Below are 17,639 nucleotides of genomic sequence, written 5' to 3' on the forward strand. Positions count from 1 at the left end.
AAGGGCTATAAAATTGCTTAAATGTTACTTATATGGTACACTTAAGGGAGTGACAATTTTAGAATAATAAGGAGGGTTCCAATACATGGGACAAGACTGGAAGAAAATAGAAAGGCAACGTTTTACAATTCGTAAGACGAGAGCATGGGGCGCATGTTCAGTTTTTCTAGGATCAAGTATTTTCTTTCTAGGAGGGGGAGTTGCAAGTGCGCAAGAAGTTAGTCCTTCTGCACAAGACCAAGCAGCTCAAGTAGCAGAAGCTACTAGAGTTTCAGATGAAAAAGAGTCTGAGAAACCGGCAACTGAAGCACAAGCCGAACCTGAAAAGAATGCTGCGTCAGTAAGTGCAGATGTTCAAGCAACTGAAGCTAAGGAACAAGCAGCACCTAGCACTGAAGATGTAGTTAAAGCAGAAGAAGCTGCTGTTTCAAAAGACGAAAAGTCAGAAGAAACAAGCGCTCCGAAAGAAGCTAAAGCAGAAGAAAAGGCTGAGCCAAAAACAGCAAGTTCTGAAACTAATGCAGCCGCACAACCTAAGCGTTCAGGCTCATCAGGATTCAGAAGTGTTAGTGGTACATCAGGATTCCGAAATACTGGTGCTACCCGCCAAGGATCTGACTATACTGTTACTCAAGATGGTAATCTAGCTACAGTTCAAGCGAATGCCTTGAAAACTCAGTTGGATAGAGCAGCATCAGAGAACTTGCCAGTTACACCGAACCAGCTTAGAAATTTTGGAACCGCAACAACTGACGAAGAAAGACGCAGATTAGAACGTCAAGCAGCGGATCTTCAAAATACTGAAGCTCAGGCAATGAATAAAAAAATCTCTGATTACTTAGTGGCCAAACAAAGAGCTCAACAATTAACCGGTAAAGAAGGAAGCTTGCAACAGCTTGCACCACAGAACTTCGTATTTACCGATGAGCCAAATGCAACGGCTAAGATTAAGCTGGCACAAGGAGACTGGTTCGTCAAAGACAGTACGCTCACATCACGAAATCAATATGTTCGTGAAGCTTTGGATAGTCGAAGTTACAGTGAGTGGCGAGACGGCACAACCACCCAACCAAATGCAGTCATCACTAGAGCCGATACGAGTCAGCCAGCAGCTGAGCGAATCATCAAGGACCAAACAGATGGTTACTACATGGTTCATACGCAAGTTGGTAGAACTACAACAGTAGAGTACACGTTGAAGAATTCTTCTGTTGGTGGTCGACCTATTACGAAAGCTATTGCTCGATATACGCCTAAGAAGAGTTCTGCTTATGATGATAGTATGGTAATGGCTATCCATAAAGACCCAACTATGACAGTTTGGAATGGATCCAGCTATGATCGTAAAGGAACTGGTAACCAGTTGCATATGGAATGGGAATTCTATTATGCGGACGGTACTAAGGTAGACTTCGGTAAAACACCTGGTGTTGTTTCTTTCGCTTCACGTAACCACCACGGGGACGATATTTACGCTGAAATTTATGGTAATTTGAGCTCAAATATGCAGAATGTACAAATTGTAGGTTCTTCTATCGTTCCACAGGCAAATGGTTGGTACTATGCAAATGGTAAGAACAACTCTTATAAAGGCCAAACTGAATATCAATGGGACCAACAAGGTAATCCAAATGAATTCTGGGGAGCGGGTGCTGCAAAAGTTACAAGTGGTACATCATTGAGCTTTGATATTGCTACCACTAACCCTGGTCGGTACTGGCCACGCCCAATTCGCCAATGGTTCTCATTTAATACCAATGTAAAAGCGAATAACGTCGTAACTAACCCTAATTTGTCTTATACTCCTGCAGCATATGTCAATGAAGTTCCAGCACCAGAACCAGAAAAATCTTATGACAGATTTGTTATGGATATTCCACATAATGTCAGGGTCGTAGATTATGAGAATGCCACTCCAGATCAAAAACGCGCCTTCGACAATCAAACTGGTTCTCAAATTGTTTACCAACAAGGTAAAGACGGACAGGTTATTGTTGTAGGACCAAAACCAGAAAACTTAAATGACGTACCGAATCCTAAGTTTACAGCTCAAGAACTTGAGACACTTAAAAATGGTGGAACTGTAAGAGGATTTAAGGGACACAATTACGTTGATCCTGTAGATACCATCATGGTTGTCAAACGTAATGCGGGACCAACTGGACCTAAGGGTGATAAAGGTGCGACTGGCGCAACCGGAGCCACAGGCGCAGCAGGACCAAAAGGTGATAAGGGTGCAACCGGCGCCACAGGCGCAGCAGGACCAAAAGGCGATAAAGGTGCAACTGGAGCAACCGGCGCCACTGGTGCAGCAGGACCAAAAGGCGATAAAGGCGCAACTGGTGCAACTGGAGCCACAGGCGCAGCAGGACCAAAAGGTGATAAGGGCGCTACTGGCGCAACCGGAGCCACAGGTGCAGCAGGACCAAAAGGCGATAAAGGTGAAACTGGAGCCACTGGAGCTAAAGGCGCTAAAGGAGAAGATGGTAAGCCATCATTAGCCCAAGTTGTCGATAATAACAACGGCACGCACACTGTTAAAGTTGGTCTGGATAAGAACGGCAATGGCCAATTGGATCCAGATGAAGTAACCTCATCTACCATCGTTAAAGACGGTAAGGACGGTAAATCTCCGCTAGCTAAGGTTGTCGATAATAACAATGGCACACACACAGTTCAAGTCGGACTCGATAAGAACAACAACGGTCAGCTTGACCCAGACGAAGTAACATCATCTACAATCATCAAAGATGGTAAGGATGGAAAAGCTGGTGCAACCGGTGCCACTGGTGCAACAGGCGCAACCGGAGCTAAGGGCGATAAAGGTGAAACAGGCGCAACAGGTGCAACTGGAGCCAAAGGAGAAGATGGCAAGCCATCATTAGCCCAAGTTGTCGATAATAACAACGGTACGCACACTGTTAAAGTTGGTCTGGATAAGAACGGCAATGGCCAATTGGATCCAGATGAAGTAACCTCATCAACCATCGTCAAAGACGGTAAGGATGGTAAGTCTCCATTGGCTAAAGTAGTCGATAATAACAATGGCACTCATACTGTTCAAGTCGGTCTGGATAAGAACGGAAATGGTGAGCTTGATCCAGACGAAGTGACATCATCTACAATCATCAAAGATGGTAAGGATGGAAAAGCTGGCGCAACTGGAGCTACAGGCGCGACCGGAGCTAAAGGTGATAAAGGTGAAACAGGTGCTACCGGTGCAACTGGAGCTAAGGGTGATAAAGGTGAAACAGGCGCAACAGGTGCAACTGGAGCTAAAGGAGAAGATGGCAAGCCATCATTAGCCCAAGTTGTCGATAATAACAACGGCACGCACACTGTTAAAGTTGGTCTGGATAAGAACGGCAATGGCCAATTGGATCCAGACGAAGTAACCTCATCTACCATTGTTAAAGATGGTAAGGATGGAAAATCTCCACTAGCTAAGGTTGTTGATAACAACAACGGCACCCATACTGTTCAAGTCGGTTTGGATAAGAATGGCAATGGCCAATTGGATCCAGATGAAGTGACATCTTCTACAGTCATTAAAGATGGAAAAGCTGGTGAAACAGGTGCTACAGGAGCAACCGGTGCAACCGGAGCTAAAGGAGATAAAGGTGCAACAGGTGCGACTGGCGTTAAAGGAGAAGATGGTAAGCCATCATTAGCCCAAGTTGTCGATAATAACAACGGCACGCACACAGTTAAAGTTGGTCTGGATAAGAACGGCAATGGTCAGTTGGATCCAGATGAAGTAACATCATCTACAATCATCAAAGATGGTAAGGATGGAAAATCTCCACTAGCTAAGGTTGTTGATAACAACAACGGCACCCATACTGTTCAAGTCGGACTCGATAAGAACAATAACGGCCAGTTGGATCCAGATGAAGTAACATCATCTACAATCATCAAAGATGGTAAGGATGGAAAAGCTGGTGCAACCGGTGCCACTGGTGCAACAGGCGCGACCGGAGCCAAAGGCGATAAAGGTGCAACTGGCGCAACCGGTGCAACTGGAGCTAAAGGAGAAGATGGAAAACCATCATTAGCTCAAGTTGTGGACAATAATAACGGTACACACACAGTTAAAGTTGGTCTGGATAAGAACGGCAATGGTCAGTTGGATCCAGATGAAGTAACCTCATCAACCATTGTTAAAGACGGTAAGGATGGAAAATCTCCACTAGCTAAGGTTGTTGATAACAACAACGGCACCCATACTGTTCAAGTCGGACTCGATAAGAACAATAACGGCCAGTTGGATCCAGATGAAGTGACATCTTCTACAGTCATTAAAGATGGAAAAGCTGGTGCAACTGGAGCTACAGGAGCGACCGGAGCTAAAGGCGATAAAGGTGAAACTGGAGCTACCGGTGCTACCGGTGCAACAGGAGCTAAGGGTGATAAAGGTGAAACTGGCGCCACAGGTGCCACCGGAGCTAAAGGCGATAAAGGTGAAACAGGCGCAACAGGTGCAACTGGAGCCAAAGGAGAAGATGGTAAGCCATCATTAGCCCAAGTTGTCGATAATAACAACGGCACTCACACTGTTAAAGTTGGTCTGGATAAGAACGGCAATGGCCAATTGGATCCAGACGAAGTAACCTCATCTACCATTGTTAAAGATGGTAAGGATGGAAAATCTCCGCTAGCTAAGGTTGTCGATAATAACAATGGCACACACACAGTTCAAGTCGGACTCGATAAGAACAACAACGGTCAGCTTGACCCAGACGAAGTAACATCATCTACAATCATCAAAGATGGTAAGGATGGAAAAGCTGGTGCAACCGGTGCTACCGGTGCAACTGGTGCTAAGGGTGATAAAGGTGAAACAGGCGCAACAGGTGCAACTGGAGCCAAAGGAGAAGATGGCAAGCCATCATTAGCCCAAGTTGTCGATAATAACAACGGCACTCACACTGTTAAAGTTGGTCTGGATAAGAACGGCAATGGCCAATTGGATCCAGATGAAGTAACCTCATCTACCATCGTTAAAGACGGTAAGGACGGTAAATCTCCGCTAGCTAAGGTTGTCGATAATAACAATGGCACACACACAGTTCAAGTCGGACTCGATAAGAACAACAACGGTCAGCTTGACCCAGACGAAGTAACATCATCTACAATCATCAAAGATGGTAAGGATGGAAAAGCTGGCGCAACTGGAGCTACAGGCGCGACCGGAGCTAAAGGTGATAAAGGTGAAACAGGTGCTACCGGTGCAACTGGTGCTAAGGGTGATAAAGGTGAAACAGGCGCAACAGGTGCAACTGGAGCCAAAGGAGAAGATGGCAAGCCATCATTAGCCCAAGTTGTCGATAATAACAACGGCACTCACACTGTTAAAGTTGGTCTGGATAAGAACGGCAATGGCCAATTGGATCCAGATGAAGTAACCTCATCTACCATTGTTAAAGATGGTAAGGATGGAAAATCTCCACTAGCTAAGGTTGTTGATAACAACAACGGCACCCATACTGTTCAAGTCGGTTTGGATAAGAATGGCAATGGCCAATTGGATCCAGATGAAGTGACATCTTCTACAGTCATTAAAGATGGAAAAGCTGGTGAAACAGGTGCTACAGGAGCAACCGGTGCAACCGGAGCTAAAGGAGATAAAGGTGCAACAGGTGCGACTGGCGTTAAAGGAGAAGATGGTAAGCCATCATTAGCCCAAGTTGTCGATAATAACAACGGCACGCACACAGTTAAAGTTGGTCTGGATAAGAACGGCAATGGTCAGTTGGATCCAGATGAAGTAACATCATCTACAATCATCAAAGATGGTAAGGATGGAAAAGCTGGTGCAACCGGTGCCACTGGTGCAACAGGCGCGACCGGAGCCAAAGGCGATAAAGGTGCAACTGGCGCAACCGGTGCAACTGGAGCTAAAGGAGAAGATGGAAAACCATCATTAGCTCAAGTTGTGGACAATAATAACGGTACACACACAGTTAAAGTTGGTCTGGATAAGAACGGCAATGGTCAGTTGGATCCAGATGAAGTAACCTCATCAACCATTGTTAAAGACGGTAAGGATGGAAAATCTCCACTAGCTAAGGTTGTTGATAACAACAACGGCACCCATACTGTTCAAGTCGGACTCGATAAGAACAATAACGGCCAGTTGGATCCAGATGAAGTGACATCTTCTACAGTCATTAAAGATGGAAAAGCTGGTGCAACTGGAGCTACAGGCGCGACCGGAGCTAAAGGCGATAAAGGTGAAACTGGAGCTACAGGAGCAAAAGGTGAAGATGGTAAGCCATCATTGGCGCAAGTCGTAGACAACAACGATGGTACTCATACTGTTAAAGTTGGTCTTGATAAGAATGGCAATGGTCAGTTGGATCCAGACGAAGTAACCTCTTCAACAATCGTCAAAGACGGTAAGGATGGCAAATCTCCACTAGCTAAGGTTGTTGACAACAACAACGGCACCCATACTGTTCAAGTCGGTTTGGATAAGAATGGCAATGGCCAATTGGATCCAGATGAAGTGACATCTTCTACAGTCATTAAAGATGGAAAAGCTGGTGCAACTGGAGCTACCGGTGCTACCGGTGCAACAGGAGCTAAGGGTGATAAAGGTGAAACTGGCGCCACAGGTGCCACCGGAGCTAAAGGCGATAAAGGTGAAACCGGCACCACAGGTGCCACTGGAGCTAAAGGAGAAGATGGCAAGCCATCATTGGCGCAAGTCGTAGACAACAACGATGGTACTCATACTGTTAAAGTTGGTCTTGATAAGAATGGCAATGGTCAGTTGGATCCAGACGAAGTAACATCTTCAACAATCGTCAAAGACGGTAAGGACGGTAAATCTCCGTTAGCTAAAGTTGTCGATAACAATAATGGCACTCACACTGTTCAAGTCGGACTCGATAAGAACAATAACGGCCAGTTGGATCCAGATGAAGTAACATCATCTACAATCATCAAAGATGGTAAGGATGGAAAAGCTGGTGCTACAGGCGCGACCGGAGCCAAAGGCGATAAAGGTGAAACAGGCGCAACAGGTGCAACTGGAGCCAAAGGAGAAGATGGTAAGCCATCATTAGCCCAAGTTGTCGATAATAACAACGGCACTCACACTGTTAAAGTTGGTCTGGATAAGAACGGCAATGGCCAATTGGATCCAGACGAAGTAACCTCATCTACCATTGTTAAAGATGGTAAGGATGGAAAATCTCCGCTAGCTAAGGTTGTCGATAATAACAATGGCACACACACAGTTCAAGTCGGACTCGATAAGAACAACAACGGTCAGCTTGAACCAGACGAAGTAACATCATCTACAATCATCAAAGATGGTAAGGATGGAAAAGCTGGCGCAACTGGAGCTACAGGCGCAACAGGTGCGACTGGAGCCAAAGGTGATAAAGGTGAAACAGGTGCTACTGGTGCTACTGGTGCAACTGGAGCTAAGGGTGATAAAGGTGCAACTGGAGCCACTGGAGCTAAAGGCGACAAAGGTGAAACAGGTGCGACTGGAGCTAAAGGAGAAGATGGCAAGCCATCATTGGCGCAAGTCGTAGACAACAACGACGGCACGCACACTGTTAAAGTTGGTCTTGATAAGAACGGCAACGGCCAGTTGGATCCAGATGAAGTAACTTCATCTACCATCGTTAAAGACGGTAAGGATGGAAAATCTCCACTAGCTAAAGTTGTCGACAATAACAATGGCACACACACAGTTCAAGTCGGACTCGATAAGAATAATAACGGCCAGTTGGATCCAGATGAAGTAACATCTTCAACTATCGTCAAAGATGGAAAGGATGGAAAAGCTGGCGCAACAGGTGCCACTGGTGCTACAGGCGCGACCGGAGCCAAAGGCGATAAAGGTGAAACTGGAGCTACAGGCGCAACTGGAGCCACTGGAGCTAAAGGCGATAAAGGTGAAACAGGCGCAACAGGTGCAACTGGAGCCAAAGGAGAAGATGGCAAGCCATCATTAGCCCAAGTTGTCGATAATAACAACGGCACGCACACTGTTAAAGTTGGTCTGGATAAGAACGGCAATGGCCAATTGGATCCAGATGAAGTAACCTCATCTACTATCGTCAAAGACGGAAAGGATGGCAAAGCCGGTGCCACTGGTGCTACAGGTGCGACCGGAGCTAAGGGCGATAAAGGTGAAGATGGTAAATCCTCATTAACTGAAGTAGTTAACAACAACGACGGTACGCATACTGTTAAGGTCGGTCTGGATAAGAATGGTGATGGTAAACTTGATCCAAGTGAAGTAACGTCAACGACTATCGTGAAAGACGGTGCAACTGGAGCGGATGGTAAACCATCATTGGCTAAAGTTGTAGACAATAACGATGGCACTCACATTATTCAAGTCGGTCTTGATAAGAATGGCAATGGCCAATTGGATCCAGATGAAGTGACATCTTCTACAGTCATTAAAGATGGCAAAGCTGGTGCAACCGGTGCTACAGGCGCGACCGGAGCCAAAGGCGATAAAGGTGAAACTGGAGCTACAGGAGCAACTGGAGCTAAGGGTGAAGATGGTAAATCTCCATTAGCTGAAGTAGTTAACAACAATGACGGTACTCATACTGTTAAAGTTGGTCTTGATAAGAATGGTGATGGTAAGCTTGATCCAAGTGAAGTAACGTCAACGACTATCGTTAAAGACGGCGCAACTGGTGCTACAGGTGCGACCGGAGCCAAGGGTGAAGATGGTAAATCATCATTAACTGAAGTAGTTAACAACAATGACGGTACTCATACTGTTAAAGTTGGTCTTGATAAGAATGGTGATGGTAAGCTTGATCCAAGTGAAGTAACGTCAACGACTATCGTTAAAGACGGCGCAACTGGTGCTACAGGTGCGACCGGAGCTAAGGGCGATAAAGGTGAAGATGGTAAATCATCATTAACTGAAGTAGTTAACAACAACGACGGTACTCATACTGTTAAAGTTGGTCTTGATAAGAATGGCAACGGTCAGTTGGATTCAGATGAAGTAACATCTTCAACCATCGTCAAAGATGGTAAGGATGGCAAAGCAGGAGCAACTGGCGCCACCGGAGCTAAGGGTGAAGATGGTAAATCATCATTAACTGAAGTAGTTAACAACAACGATGGTACGCATACTGTTAAAGTTGGTCTTGATAAGAATGGTGATGGTAAGCTTGATCCAAGCGAAGTAACTTCAACAACTATCGTGAAAGACGGTAAAGATGGTAAGACACCATTAGCAGAAGTAGTTGACAACCAAAATGGAACACACACCATTAAGATTGGTTTTGATACAAATGGTAATGGTAAGCTTGATCCAGATGAAGTAACCTCTGCTACAATCGTTAAAGATGGAAAAGACGGTAAAGATGGCAAGGATGGCAAAGACGGAAAAGATGGTCAAAGCTCACTTGTAACTCTTGTTGAAAATGAAGATGGTAGTGTTACTATTCTTGTTGGAATTGATAAGAATAACAATGGTAAGGTTGATTCTGATGAAGTAACATCTTCTACAATTATCAGAAATGGTAAAGATGGTAAGGACGGAAAAGATGGTAAAGATGGAAAAGATGGTAAGGACGGTAAAGATGGCAAGGGTGTAACTGGCCCAACTGGTCCAACCGGCCCTACAGGCCCAACTGGTCCAACCGGTCCTACAGGCCCAACTGGTCCTACAGGTCCAACCGGTCCTACAGGTCCAACTGGTCCAACCGGCCCTACAGGCCCAACTGGTCCAACCGGTCCAACCGGTCCTACAGGCCCAACTGGTCCAACCGGTCCAACCGGTCCTACAGGTCCAACTGGTCCAACCGGCCCTACAGGTCCAACCGGTCCAACCGGTCCTACAGGCCCAACTGGTCCAACCGGTCCTACAGGCCCAACTGGCCCTACTAATCCAATAAAACCAGTAGTTCCAACAGCTCCAACAGTTCCAGCTAAGCCAACAAAACCTGCAGGAACAACCAAAGTAGTAGCTAAGTCAGGAACCCTTCCTAAGACTGGTGACAATAGCAACCATGAAGTAGGTGTGGTAGGCGCAGGACTTCTATCAGCTGCACTTCTAGCTGCCTTAGGTGTTTCTAAGCGAAAAGAAGAAGAACTCTAAGATATTCTATTTATAAAATTTAAGCAATATCAAGTTTAGAGTAAAACAGAGGCTATTAGGATTATTAAAATTCTACTAGCCTCTAGTTTTGTTGTATTAATGTTTTGGAGGAATTGAATGTCATCAATTGTATTGAATATGATTGTAAAAAATGAAGCCCATATAATTTTGGAAACACTCCAAAATTTGGTCAATTCAATCACATTTGACTACTGGGTCATTTCTGACACTGGCTCCACAGATGGAACGGAAAACCTTATCTTGAACTTTTTTAGTGAGGTGGGGATTCCAGGAGAATTGCACAAAGATGAATGGCAAAACTTTGCACATAATAGAAATTTAGCCCTAAATTATGCAAGAGGAAAGGGAGACTATATTCTAATCTTTGATGCAGACGATTTCGTTGAAGGTAGTTTAAAAATTTCTACTGATCTTGAAGCAGATGCCTATTATCTCAATTTTTCAGATGAGAGTGGAGTTCTTTCATTTCGTCGTGTAGCTCTTGTTAAAAATAATCCAGAAATTTATTGGCGAGGAGTTGTGCATGAATTTATTGAATTGCCTGAAGGTGCCAGTTATGGAAATCTTGTAGGACCTTATTCAGTCATTGCAAGAACAAGAGGTGCACGAAGTCTAGATGATGATAAATATTATCATGATGCAACTGTACTTGCAAATGCTGTTTATAATAATCAAGACCCTGATTTAGAGCCTAGATATACCTTTTATTGTGCGAGATCTTATCGTGATGCAGGTTTATACCAGGAGGCCTTGTCTTGGTTCAAAAAACGTGCAGTTATGACGGATGGATGGTCAGAGGAAGCTTATTATTCTTGTCTAGAAATAGCGCAAATTTATGAAAATGAAGGGAAAGCTCTTGAAGGACGGGAGTATTTGGAAAAAGCCATCCAGATTAACCCTAATCGCGCTGAAGCATGGTCTCAATTAGCTAAATTATATAGAGAGGCAGGGCAGCATCACATTGCTTTTGCTTATGCTTATATGGCTAAGGATTTAGAATTAAATCCGGATAGCCTTTTCAGCTGGAATAGGGTTTATGACTATTGGATTCCATTTGAATTGTTAGAAAATGGTGTCAAAATAGGGAATTTTGAAGTTGCCTACCAAGGCTTCAGAGCTTTAATTCTGGCAGGTCAGGCCGATACTTATAAGAACTATTATGAATACTTGCCTCAGTTCGAACAGTATCTAGATAATGAGATTATTGAGAAGATTATAGAGGTAATCAACGGTCCAGAAGCTTAAGAGCAGCAATGCTAGATAGACTTTTGTCAATTATATTGCTTGATACAGCCTAAACTTTGAGAGTGGAACAGAAATCGGTAATTCGTTAGAATTCGATTTCGTCGTCCCACCTCCGCACAGTTGAGTAGGGCTGTAAAAGCTGATGAAATCAGCCTAGTAGAGCCCACTCAACCACTGCGTCTTGCTCGACAATCCAAAGACAATTGAGAGGCTAGGACTTTTGTCCCAGCCTCTTTTGTTTTAGAGAAGTTGTTATTATCCTAATTGTAACCGCCCAATAACAAGGTATATTGAAAAAAACGTTCCAAAGTTGATTTGACTCTGGAACGTTTTCTATTTGCACTTTTCCTGAATAGTTTCAGCCCATGGTAAATAAGCTTCTAGAATCTCCCTTTTTGCGAGTCTCTCCTCGTTAGGTAGATGGTCTAGAAGATAAGTCATGTATTTCTCTGAATCAAGTCCATGTCGCTTGGCCGTTTCCAAAAGGCTCAAAATAATAGCTGTCGACTTGGCGCCCTCAAAGCTCTGAGAAAAAAGCCAATTTTTTCTTCCTATGACAAAGGTCTTTATCGCCCTCTCAGCTAGATTGTTGGAAAGAACTAAGTTACCGTCCGAGAGAACTGTTCGGAAGGTACTTTCGTATTTGAGGCTATACTCCAAAGCAGTGCCTAATTTTGACCCTGGCAAAACAGCCTGCTTACGACACCAATCAAAAAACTCGTCCATCCTAAGGAAACAAACGAGTCTCATTCTCAGCTCTATGGTGTCAGCCCAGATACTTTCGGATATAATCCAGCAAGCAGAAGCATTAGCTTTACTGGAGCAGATGGCCAAGTGAAAACTGTTCAGATTAACTAAGCTTACATTTTGATGTAAAACAAGAATAAAACGAATGATGAAGACCAAGCCAAGTCTAAGACCATCATTCGTTTTTTATTTTCACAACCCTATACTTATTTGATTGATATTGTGTTAAAATAAACAGAGACTGATAGATGAAAGGATTGCCATCATGACAGAAAAAGAACTACCTATCAAAGAATATCTTAGAGTAAAAAAAGAAGCTATTTATAGCCGCCTTATATTCTTGCTAACGGCCGTTACAGGAGCTATTCTATCCTTTATTTTGATTCATTCAGGATCTAGGAATCTAATCTTTGAAAATGTTTCAATTGGCTTAGTTGTGTTTGCAGGTATTGTTATATCAAGGCCGTATTGGACAAAAAAGAAACAATACGAGAATCAGTATCCAGAATTGAAAGGAATGTCTACAAGAGGTGCTGAGGTTTCTGGGAATTTTTGGGGAAAACATCTGATTGTATATCCAGCCATTCTTGTTTATATGGTTTGGGCCTTTTTCGCTTCTTATCATCCTGTTCAAAATCAGGAGATAGTAGATATTGATCTTCCGACGATTAGTACAGAAACTGAGTATAGTTTAGATTTTCCAAAATCAGATAGTTCAGCGAGCACTGGAGACAGTCAAGGAGATACTCAATCTGAGGCTTCGTCAATTGGACAAGAGGAAGAGGACAATAAATGACTAAAAGAAAACAATTTATTTTAGTGATAGCTGTCTTATTAGTAGCTTTCTGTAGCTTTGTTTATCTAAAAAAACAATTCTTTTCTCCTTCCAAGCCAAAGGAAGAGTCTAGAAAGGAAACGATTGTATATGATTCTTCGCTGAAAGATATCACTCTAACAAAAGATGGGCGCTATGTCTTAGTTAGTCCTAAAGATGTAAATTGGCAATCCAATGATTTAAGGATGAGTCGTAACTACGTAGTCTCAACATTTATAACTTATGAGCACTTTTATGCAAAAAAGAATACCTTACCATCCGGTAAACTCGTAAAATTTGATATTATCACTTATGATTTACGTAAAAAAATTTCGTTGAAAAACGCATAGACCTTAAAAAGGCCGTAGAAGAATATGATTCAGATTACGGCTTGAGATATCCTCTTGAAGATTTTAAGGATGAATATATTAACTTTGTCAACAGTCTGCTTCCAGTTTGGCATAGCAATTCTGGCTATCTTCAAATGGTTTGGTTGCTGAAGGCGCAGAAGTCTAGGGTATTTTAATTTAACTAAAAATAAACGAATTTAAATGGGTGTTTGTATGACAATAGAAATTCAACAATACAAAAATTGTACGATATTAAAAGACAACAATGATTATCAGATCCTTTGGAGTAGAGGGAAAGAAGTGCTTAACTATCCCATTAGCCAAGAATTAGCAGAACGTGTTTCAAAATCAGAAAAAGATTCTTTAGAAGTAATGTTTTATTGTGAACACCATCGTTGGCCAAAGGCAGATGAGTTAGATGATTATAATCATTCAGATACGATTGTACATAAAGGCGATGGATTTGTTGTATATGAGACAAATGGTTATTACGAAATTAGCTTCTTTAAAGAAATTGGAGGAGCCATGGGTCCAGAAGTTTGCTATCCTATCAATAAGGAACTGATGGATAAAGCATTTGAATCTTCTAGGGGAGCATATGAAGTCATGATTTATGCTGAAACAGGGCGCTGGCCCTTAAGTAAATAAAGAGATATTTGATAGGTAATTTTACTAAGGAATATTTGCAGTCAAAAACAATAAGTTGATATGAGATCAAATGTTTTGATAACATTAATAAATGATTAGTAGATAGGTATCAATTAGTGAAGGTGATGGAATGGAAACAATTTATTTAAGCAAAAAAGATATGTTGGAAATCTGTCAAGATGGGGATAAGTATTTCTTGCGTTATCCAACTTTTAATATTACCATGCCAGAAGTAGTCCAAGAAATCCCCAAAGAAGCTGCCGAGAGCTATATGTCGGGAGAACATACTGGCAAAGAGTTGATGAATTATGCGCAATATGGTTTTTGGAAATCCAAAAAACAATATACACAAGATGAATCCGATAAGCTCTTCATCGAAGATCATCCTTCCTTTATTTTGAAAAATCCTGAAAATAGCCGTTGTCTTTTTACAGCAGAGGAATTTAGACAAATTGTCACCCAAGCCATTGTTTCAGAACTAGAACCTAGCGAACTTGACGCTATTGGTATAGTTGATAATCATTTAGAGTTACTCCTTGTTGATCCAGTCGGCTGGCAGGAAGAGATAGAAGTAGTACATCTTGAAATTCTGCAGGAAAAAATTAACAACTACATCTACTTCCTCGAAAGCAAGCAATATGTAGAGCGATATGGCGATAGCTTTGACAAAAAAGTCATCCATATCACTTTCCAATATGCTCCATCAGATAATGGACTAGCCTTTCTCGCGGCTGTTCAGAAGGTATTACAACCGACGGATATGAGCTTGAAGGTAGAATTGCCGGAGTGAGAAAAAACCACAGAAATTCCTCGTAAATTTCTGTGGTTTCGTTTTTAATCTTGATAGGAAACAATGCCAATGATGGTATCGACGGCGCGTTCCATGGTTTCTAGGCTGACATACTCAAATCGTCCGTGCATATTTTCACCACCGGCGAAGAGGTTCGGTGTCGGAATACCCATAAAGGAAATTTTTGAGCCGTCAGTTCCGCCACGGATAGGCTCGATGACAGGCTGGATGTCCAGGCTTTCCATGACTGCTTTGGCGATATTGATCGGTGTCATGTCCTTTTCAATGACCTGCTTCATGTTGTAATACTGGTCTTTGAGAGTCAGGATAACGCGCTCGCTACCCAGCTCTTGGTTCATCTTTTCAGCAATAGCCTGCATAGCAGCCTTGCGATTTTCAAAAGTCTCTGTCTCAAAGTCACGGACAATGTAGCTAGCTTGAGCTTCTTCGACAGTTCCGGTCAGGTTCATCAGGTGGTAGAAGCCTTGGTAGCCCTCGGTCTTCTCTGGTCGGTCGGCTTCTGGCAGCTGGTTGTGGAAATCAATAGCCAGCTGGAGAGCATTGACCATCTGGTCCTTAGCAGTCCCCGGATGGACATTGCGGCCTTGGAAGGTCAGTTCTGCTCCAGCGGCACTAAAGGTTTCGTACTGGAGCTCGCCTAAAGGTCCGCCGTCTACTGTATAGGCAAAATCGACATCGAAGTCCTCAGCGTCAAACTTATCAGCACCGATACCGATTTCCTCGTCTGGTCCAAAGCCAACTCGGATTTCCCCGTGCTTGATTTCTGGATGGGCAGACAAGTATTCGATAGCTGTCATGATTTCAGCAATACCGGACTTGTCATCTGCTCCTAAAAGGGTTGTGCCATCAGTCGTAATCAGGGTTTGGCCCTTGTATTTATGGAGACTAGCGAAGTCAGCAGGATCTAAGTTAAAGCCAGATTCTCCGAGCGGAATCACACCGCCGTCATAATTCTCAATGACCTGTGGCTGGATGTTTTCTGCGTTGAAGTCCGCTGTATCCATGTGTGAAATAAAGCCAATTTTGCGGGTAAAGCTAGGGTCATTAGCTGGCAGAGTTCCAATCGCAAAGCCATTTGGTAGGTAGTAGACATTTTCCAAGCCAACTCGCTTCATTTCAGGAATGAGGACATTGTTAGCAAAGTCCACCTGACTTTGGGTACTGGGTGTAGTAGTAGATGTCTCGTCTGAGCGTGTGTTAACTTTGACATAGGTCAGGAAACGATCTAAAAGATTAGGGTATTTCATAAAAGCTCCTTGTTTTCATAGGTTAAGTCTATTTTAGCACAATCTTGAACAAAAGACATCCGAAAGTCAACATTTCTCTAGTTGAAAAGTCTTGGAAGATGAGAGCAATGGAAATAGGTGAAAATCAGGCTTGTAAGATTGAAGGATAGGATTTTTTGCGAGACTATGAATATAAAATGATTGGGAAAAGCAGTAGCAAATATGCTAGAGGTTCATGTTAAAGGAAATTTTGTGATATAATAAAAAGTAGAAAATCAATATAGTAAATAAGAGGTAGTGCCATGATTTATGAATTTTGTGCAGAGAATGTTACTTTGCTAGACAAGGCTTTAGAGGCCGGAGCGAAGCGGGTTGAGCTGTGTGATAATCTAACAGTTGGTGGAACAACGCCTAGTTACGGTGTCATTGAGGCTGCGGTACGAATGGTCAAGCCTTATGATGCGACTGTGATGACCATGATTCGTCCTCGCGGTGGGAATTTTGTCTATTCAGATTTGGAAATCGAGATAATGCTTTCGGACATTCAGAAGGCACGTGAGGCAGGGAGCCATGGCCTCGTTTTTGGTGTTTTAACGGAAAATAATGAGATTGATTATCCTAAGATGGAGCGACTGCTTGAAGGGGCTAAGGGGCTGGATGTGGTCTTCCATATGGCTTTTGACGCTATTCCTGCTGAATATCAGTTCGGAGAGCTAGACTGGCTGGTTGAACATGGAGTTAAGCGGATTTTGACTCATGGCGGGCCAGCGTCAGAGTCCATTCTAGAGCATTTGGCTTGGCTGGATGAATTGATTGAGCATGCGGCAGGGCGGATAGAAATTTTACCTGGTGGTGGGATTAATCTAGAAAATCGTGCCGAGATTGCTGACACTTTGGGTGTTGATCAATTGCACGGCACCAAAGTAGTATTTTAGTAGGAAAGCCCATGCTGGATTTATTTGAAAAATACAGGCTGAAGGAAGAAAGTTTGCTGGATTATGGCTTTGTCAGGGCTGGTGCAGAATACAGCTATTCGACTGAGATCATGGCTGGCGACTTCCAGATAAATGTGCTGATTTCTGATGGAAAGCTGGATTTTCAGGTGCTTGACTTGGATACAGGTGATGAATATCGACAAGTCAAGATGGATAGTATGGCAGGAGAATTTGTCGGACAAGTCAGGGCGGCCTGTCAGGAGGTTTTGCTGGATATTCGGCAGCATTGCTTTGAGGAAGTAGGTTTTCTTTATGAGCAAAGTCAGCGACTGAGTAGCTATGTGGCGACTACTTATCAGGGGCAGTTGGAGTATCTTTGGGAAAATTCTTCTCGTAAAAGCACTAATAGAGCCGCTGTGTTTCGCCATCAGGATAGCAAGAAATGGTACGGAGCTTTTTTGACGACCGATTGGTCTAAGTTTGAAAAGGAGTGCAATGGTGCGATCGAGGTTCTCAATGTCAAGAGTGACCGAGTTGCGGAACTTATTCAGCAAAAGGGAATTTATCCCGCCTTTCATATGAATAAAAAATACTGGCTCAGCCTGCCCTTAGATGGAACTTTGCCCGACCAGCAACTTTTTGATTTGTTGGACACCAGCTTTGTCCTGACTAAGAAAAGATGAGCATAGTTTGCCTGAGTTTCATTTTTAGATGAAATAGCGTATAATAGAGATAGTGAGAAACGGACA

General features: G+C 43.2%; 9 protein-coding genes and 1 pseudogene. 8 read left to right on the forward strand and 2 right to left on the reverse strand.

Annotated features, from left to right (window positions below):
• The first annotated feature begins 85 nt into the window (after positions 1-85).
• Together FZ954_RS11705 and FZ954_RS02575 are read left to right on the forward strand one after the other, a co-directional pair.
• Positions 86-10,093 carry an LPXTG cell wall anchor domain-containing protein gene (locus FZ954_RS11705; RefSeq protein WP_187423312.1) on the forward strand — a complete coding sequence of 3,336 codons (10,008 nt, stop codon included), beginning with the start codon at positions 86-88 and terminating at the stop codon, positions 10,091-10,093.
• A 117-nt stretch (positions 10,094-10,210) separates the two neighbouring features.
• Positions 10,211-11,359: a glycosyltransferase gene (locus FZ954_RS02575; RefSeq protein ID WP_148876786.1), complete on the forward strand. Its 1,149-nt coding sequence runs from the start codon at positions 10,211-10,213 to the stop codon at positions 11,357-11,359.
• Positions 11,360-11,692: 333 nt separating this feature from the next.
• On the opposite strand, the pseudogene FZ954_RS02585 reads toward FZ954_RS02575, so the two are convergent.
• Positions 11,693-12,085, reverse strand: a pseudogene (locus FZ954_RS02585) (transposase); the annotation flags it as partial.
• A 286-nt stretch (positions 12,086-12,371) separates the two neighbouring features.
• Here FZ954_RS02585 and FZ954_RS02590 point away from each other — a divergent pair.
• The 4 genes from FZ954_RS02590 to FZ954_RS02605 all read left to right on the forward strand — a co-directional run bounded on the left by FZ954_RS02590 (position 12,372) and on the right by FZ954_RS02605 (position 14,708).
• Positions 12,372-12,902 (forward strand): hypothetical protein, encoded by a 531-nt coding sequence (locus tag FZ954_RS02590; protein WP_148876789.1) that lies wholly within the window; start codon positions 12,372-12,374, stop codon positions 12,900-12,902.
• Positions 12,899-13,270 carry a hypothetical protein gene (locus FZ954_RS02595; protein ID WP_148876791.1) on the forward strand — a complete coding sequence of 124 codons (372 nt, stop codon included), beginning with the start codon at positions 12,899-12,901 and terminating at the stop codon, positions 13,268-13,270. The genes FZ954_RS02590 and FZ954_RS02595 overlap by 4 nt, the downstream gene beginning before the upstream one ends.
• Positions 13,271-13,483: 213 nt before the next feature.
• Positions 13,484-13,918 (forward strand): hypothetical protein, encoded by a 435-nt coding sequence (locus tag FZ954_RS02600; RefSeq protein WP_148876794.1) that lies wholly within the window; start codon positions 13,484-13,486, stop codon positions 13,916-13,918.
• A gap of 130 nt (positions 13,919-14,048) precedes the next feature.
• The gene (locus FZ954_RS02605) at positions 14,049-14,708 is read left to right on the forward strand and encodes a DUF6572 domain-containing protein (protein ID WP_148876798.1); all 660 of its coding nucleotides are present in this window, start codon (positions 14,049-14,051) and stop codon (positions 14,706-14,708) included.
• Positions 14,709-14,752: 44 nt separating this feature from the next.
• Here the strand turns inward: FZ954_RS02605 and pepT are convergent, their stop codons facing one another.
• Entirely contained in the window at positions 14,753-15,976 is a 1,224-nt protein-coding gene (pepT, locus tag FZ954_RS02610; protein ID WP_148876800.1) for a peptidase T, read from the reverse strand.
• Positions 15,977-16,257: 281 nt separating this feature from the next.
• Here pepT and FZ954_RS02615 point away from each other — a divergent pair, with 281 nt between their 5' ends.
• Together FZ954_RS02615 and FZ954_RS02620 are read left to right on the forward strand one after the other, a co-directional pair.
• A complete protein-coding gene (locus FZ954_RS02615; RefSeq protein ID WP_148876802.1) occupies positions 16,258-16,890 on the forward strand; it encodes a copper homeostasis protein CutC in 633 nt (210 codons plus the stop codon).
• Positions 16,891-16,901: 11 nt separating this feature from the next.
• Entirely contained in the window at positions 16,902-17,573 is a 672-nt protein-coding gene (locus tag FZ954_RS02620; protein ID WP_148876805.1) for an MmcQ/YjbR family DNA-binding protein, read from the forward strand.
• Positions 17,574-17,639 lie beyond the last annotated feature (66 nt).

The sequence above is a fragment of the Streptococcus sp. Marseille-P7375 genome (assembly GCF_902460365.1).
Taxonomy (GTDB): Bacteria; Bacillota; Bacilli; order Lactobacillales; family Streptococcaceae; genus Streptococcus; species Streptococcus cristatus_I.

What these genes read in the sequence shown, in the direction of transcription:
- pepT (WP_148876800.1), bottom strand. Translation starts at nt 15,976, where the DNA reads ATGAAATACCCTAATCTTTTAGATCGTTTCCTGACCTATGTCAAAGTT.
- FZ954_RS02615 (WP_148876802.1), top strand. Translation starts at nt 16,258, where the DNA reads ATGATTTATGAATTTTGTGCAGAGAATGTTACTTTGCTAGACAAGGCT.
- FZ954_RS02590 (WP_148876789.1), top strand. Translation starts at nt 12,372, where the DNA reads ATGACAGAAAAAGAACTACCTATCAAAGAATATCTTAGAGTAAAAAAA.
- FZ954_RS02620 (WP_148876805.1), top strand. Translation starts at nt 16,902, where the DNA reads ATGCTGGATTTATTTGAAAAATACAGGCTGAAGGAAGAAAGTTTGCTG.
- FZ954_RS02600 (WP_148876794.1), top strand. Translation starts at nt 13,484, where the DNA reads ATGACAATAGAAATTCAACAATACAAAAATTGTACGATATTAAAAGAC.
- FZ954_RS02595 (WP_148876791.1), top strand. Translation starts at nt 12,899, where the DNA reads ATGACTAAAAGAAAACAATTTATTTTAGTGATAGCTGTCTTATTAGTA.
- FZ954_RS02575 (WP_148876786.1), top strand. Translation starts at nt 10,211, where the DNA reads ATGTCATCAATTGTATTGAATATGATTGTAAAAAATGAAGCCCATATA.
- FZ954_RS11705 (WP_187423312.1), top strand. Translation starts at nt 86, where the DNA reads ATGGGACAAGACTGGAAGAAAATAGAAAGGCAACGTTTTACAATTCGT.
- FZ954_RS02605 (WP_148876798.1), top strand. Translation starts at nt 14,049, where the DNA reads ATGGAAACAATTTATTTAAGCAAAAAAGATATGTTGGAAATCTGTCAA.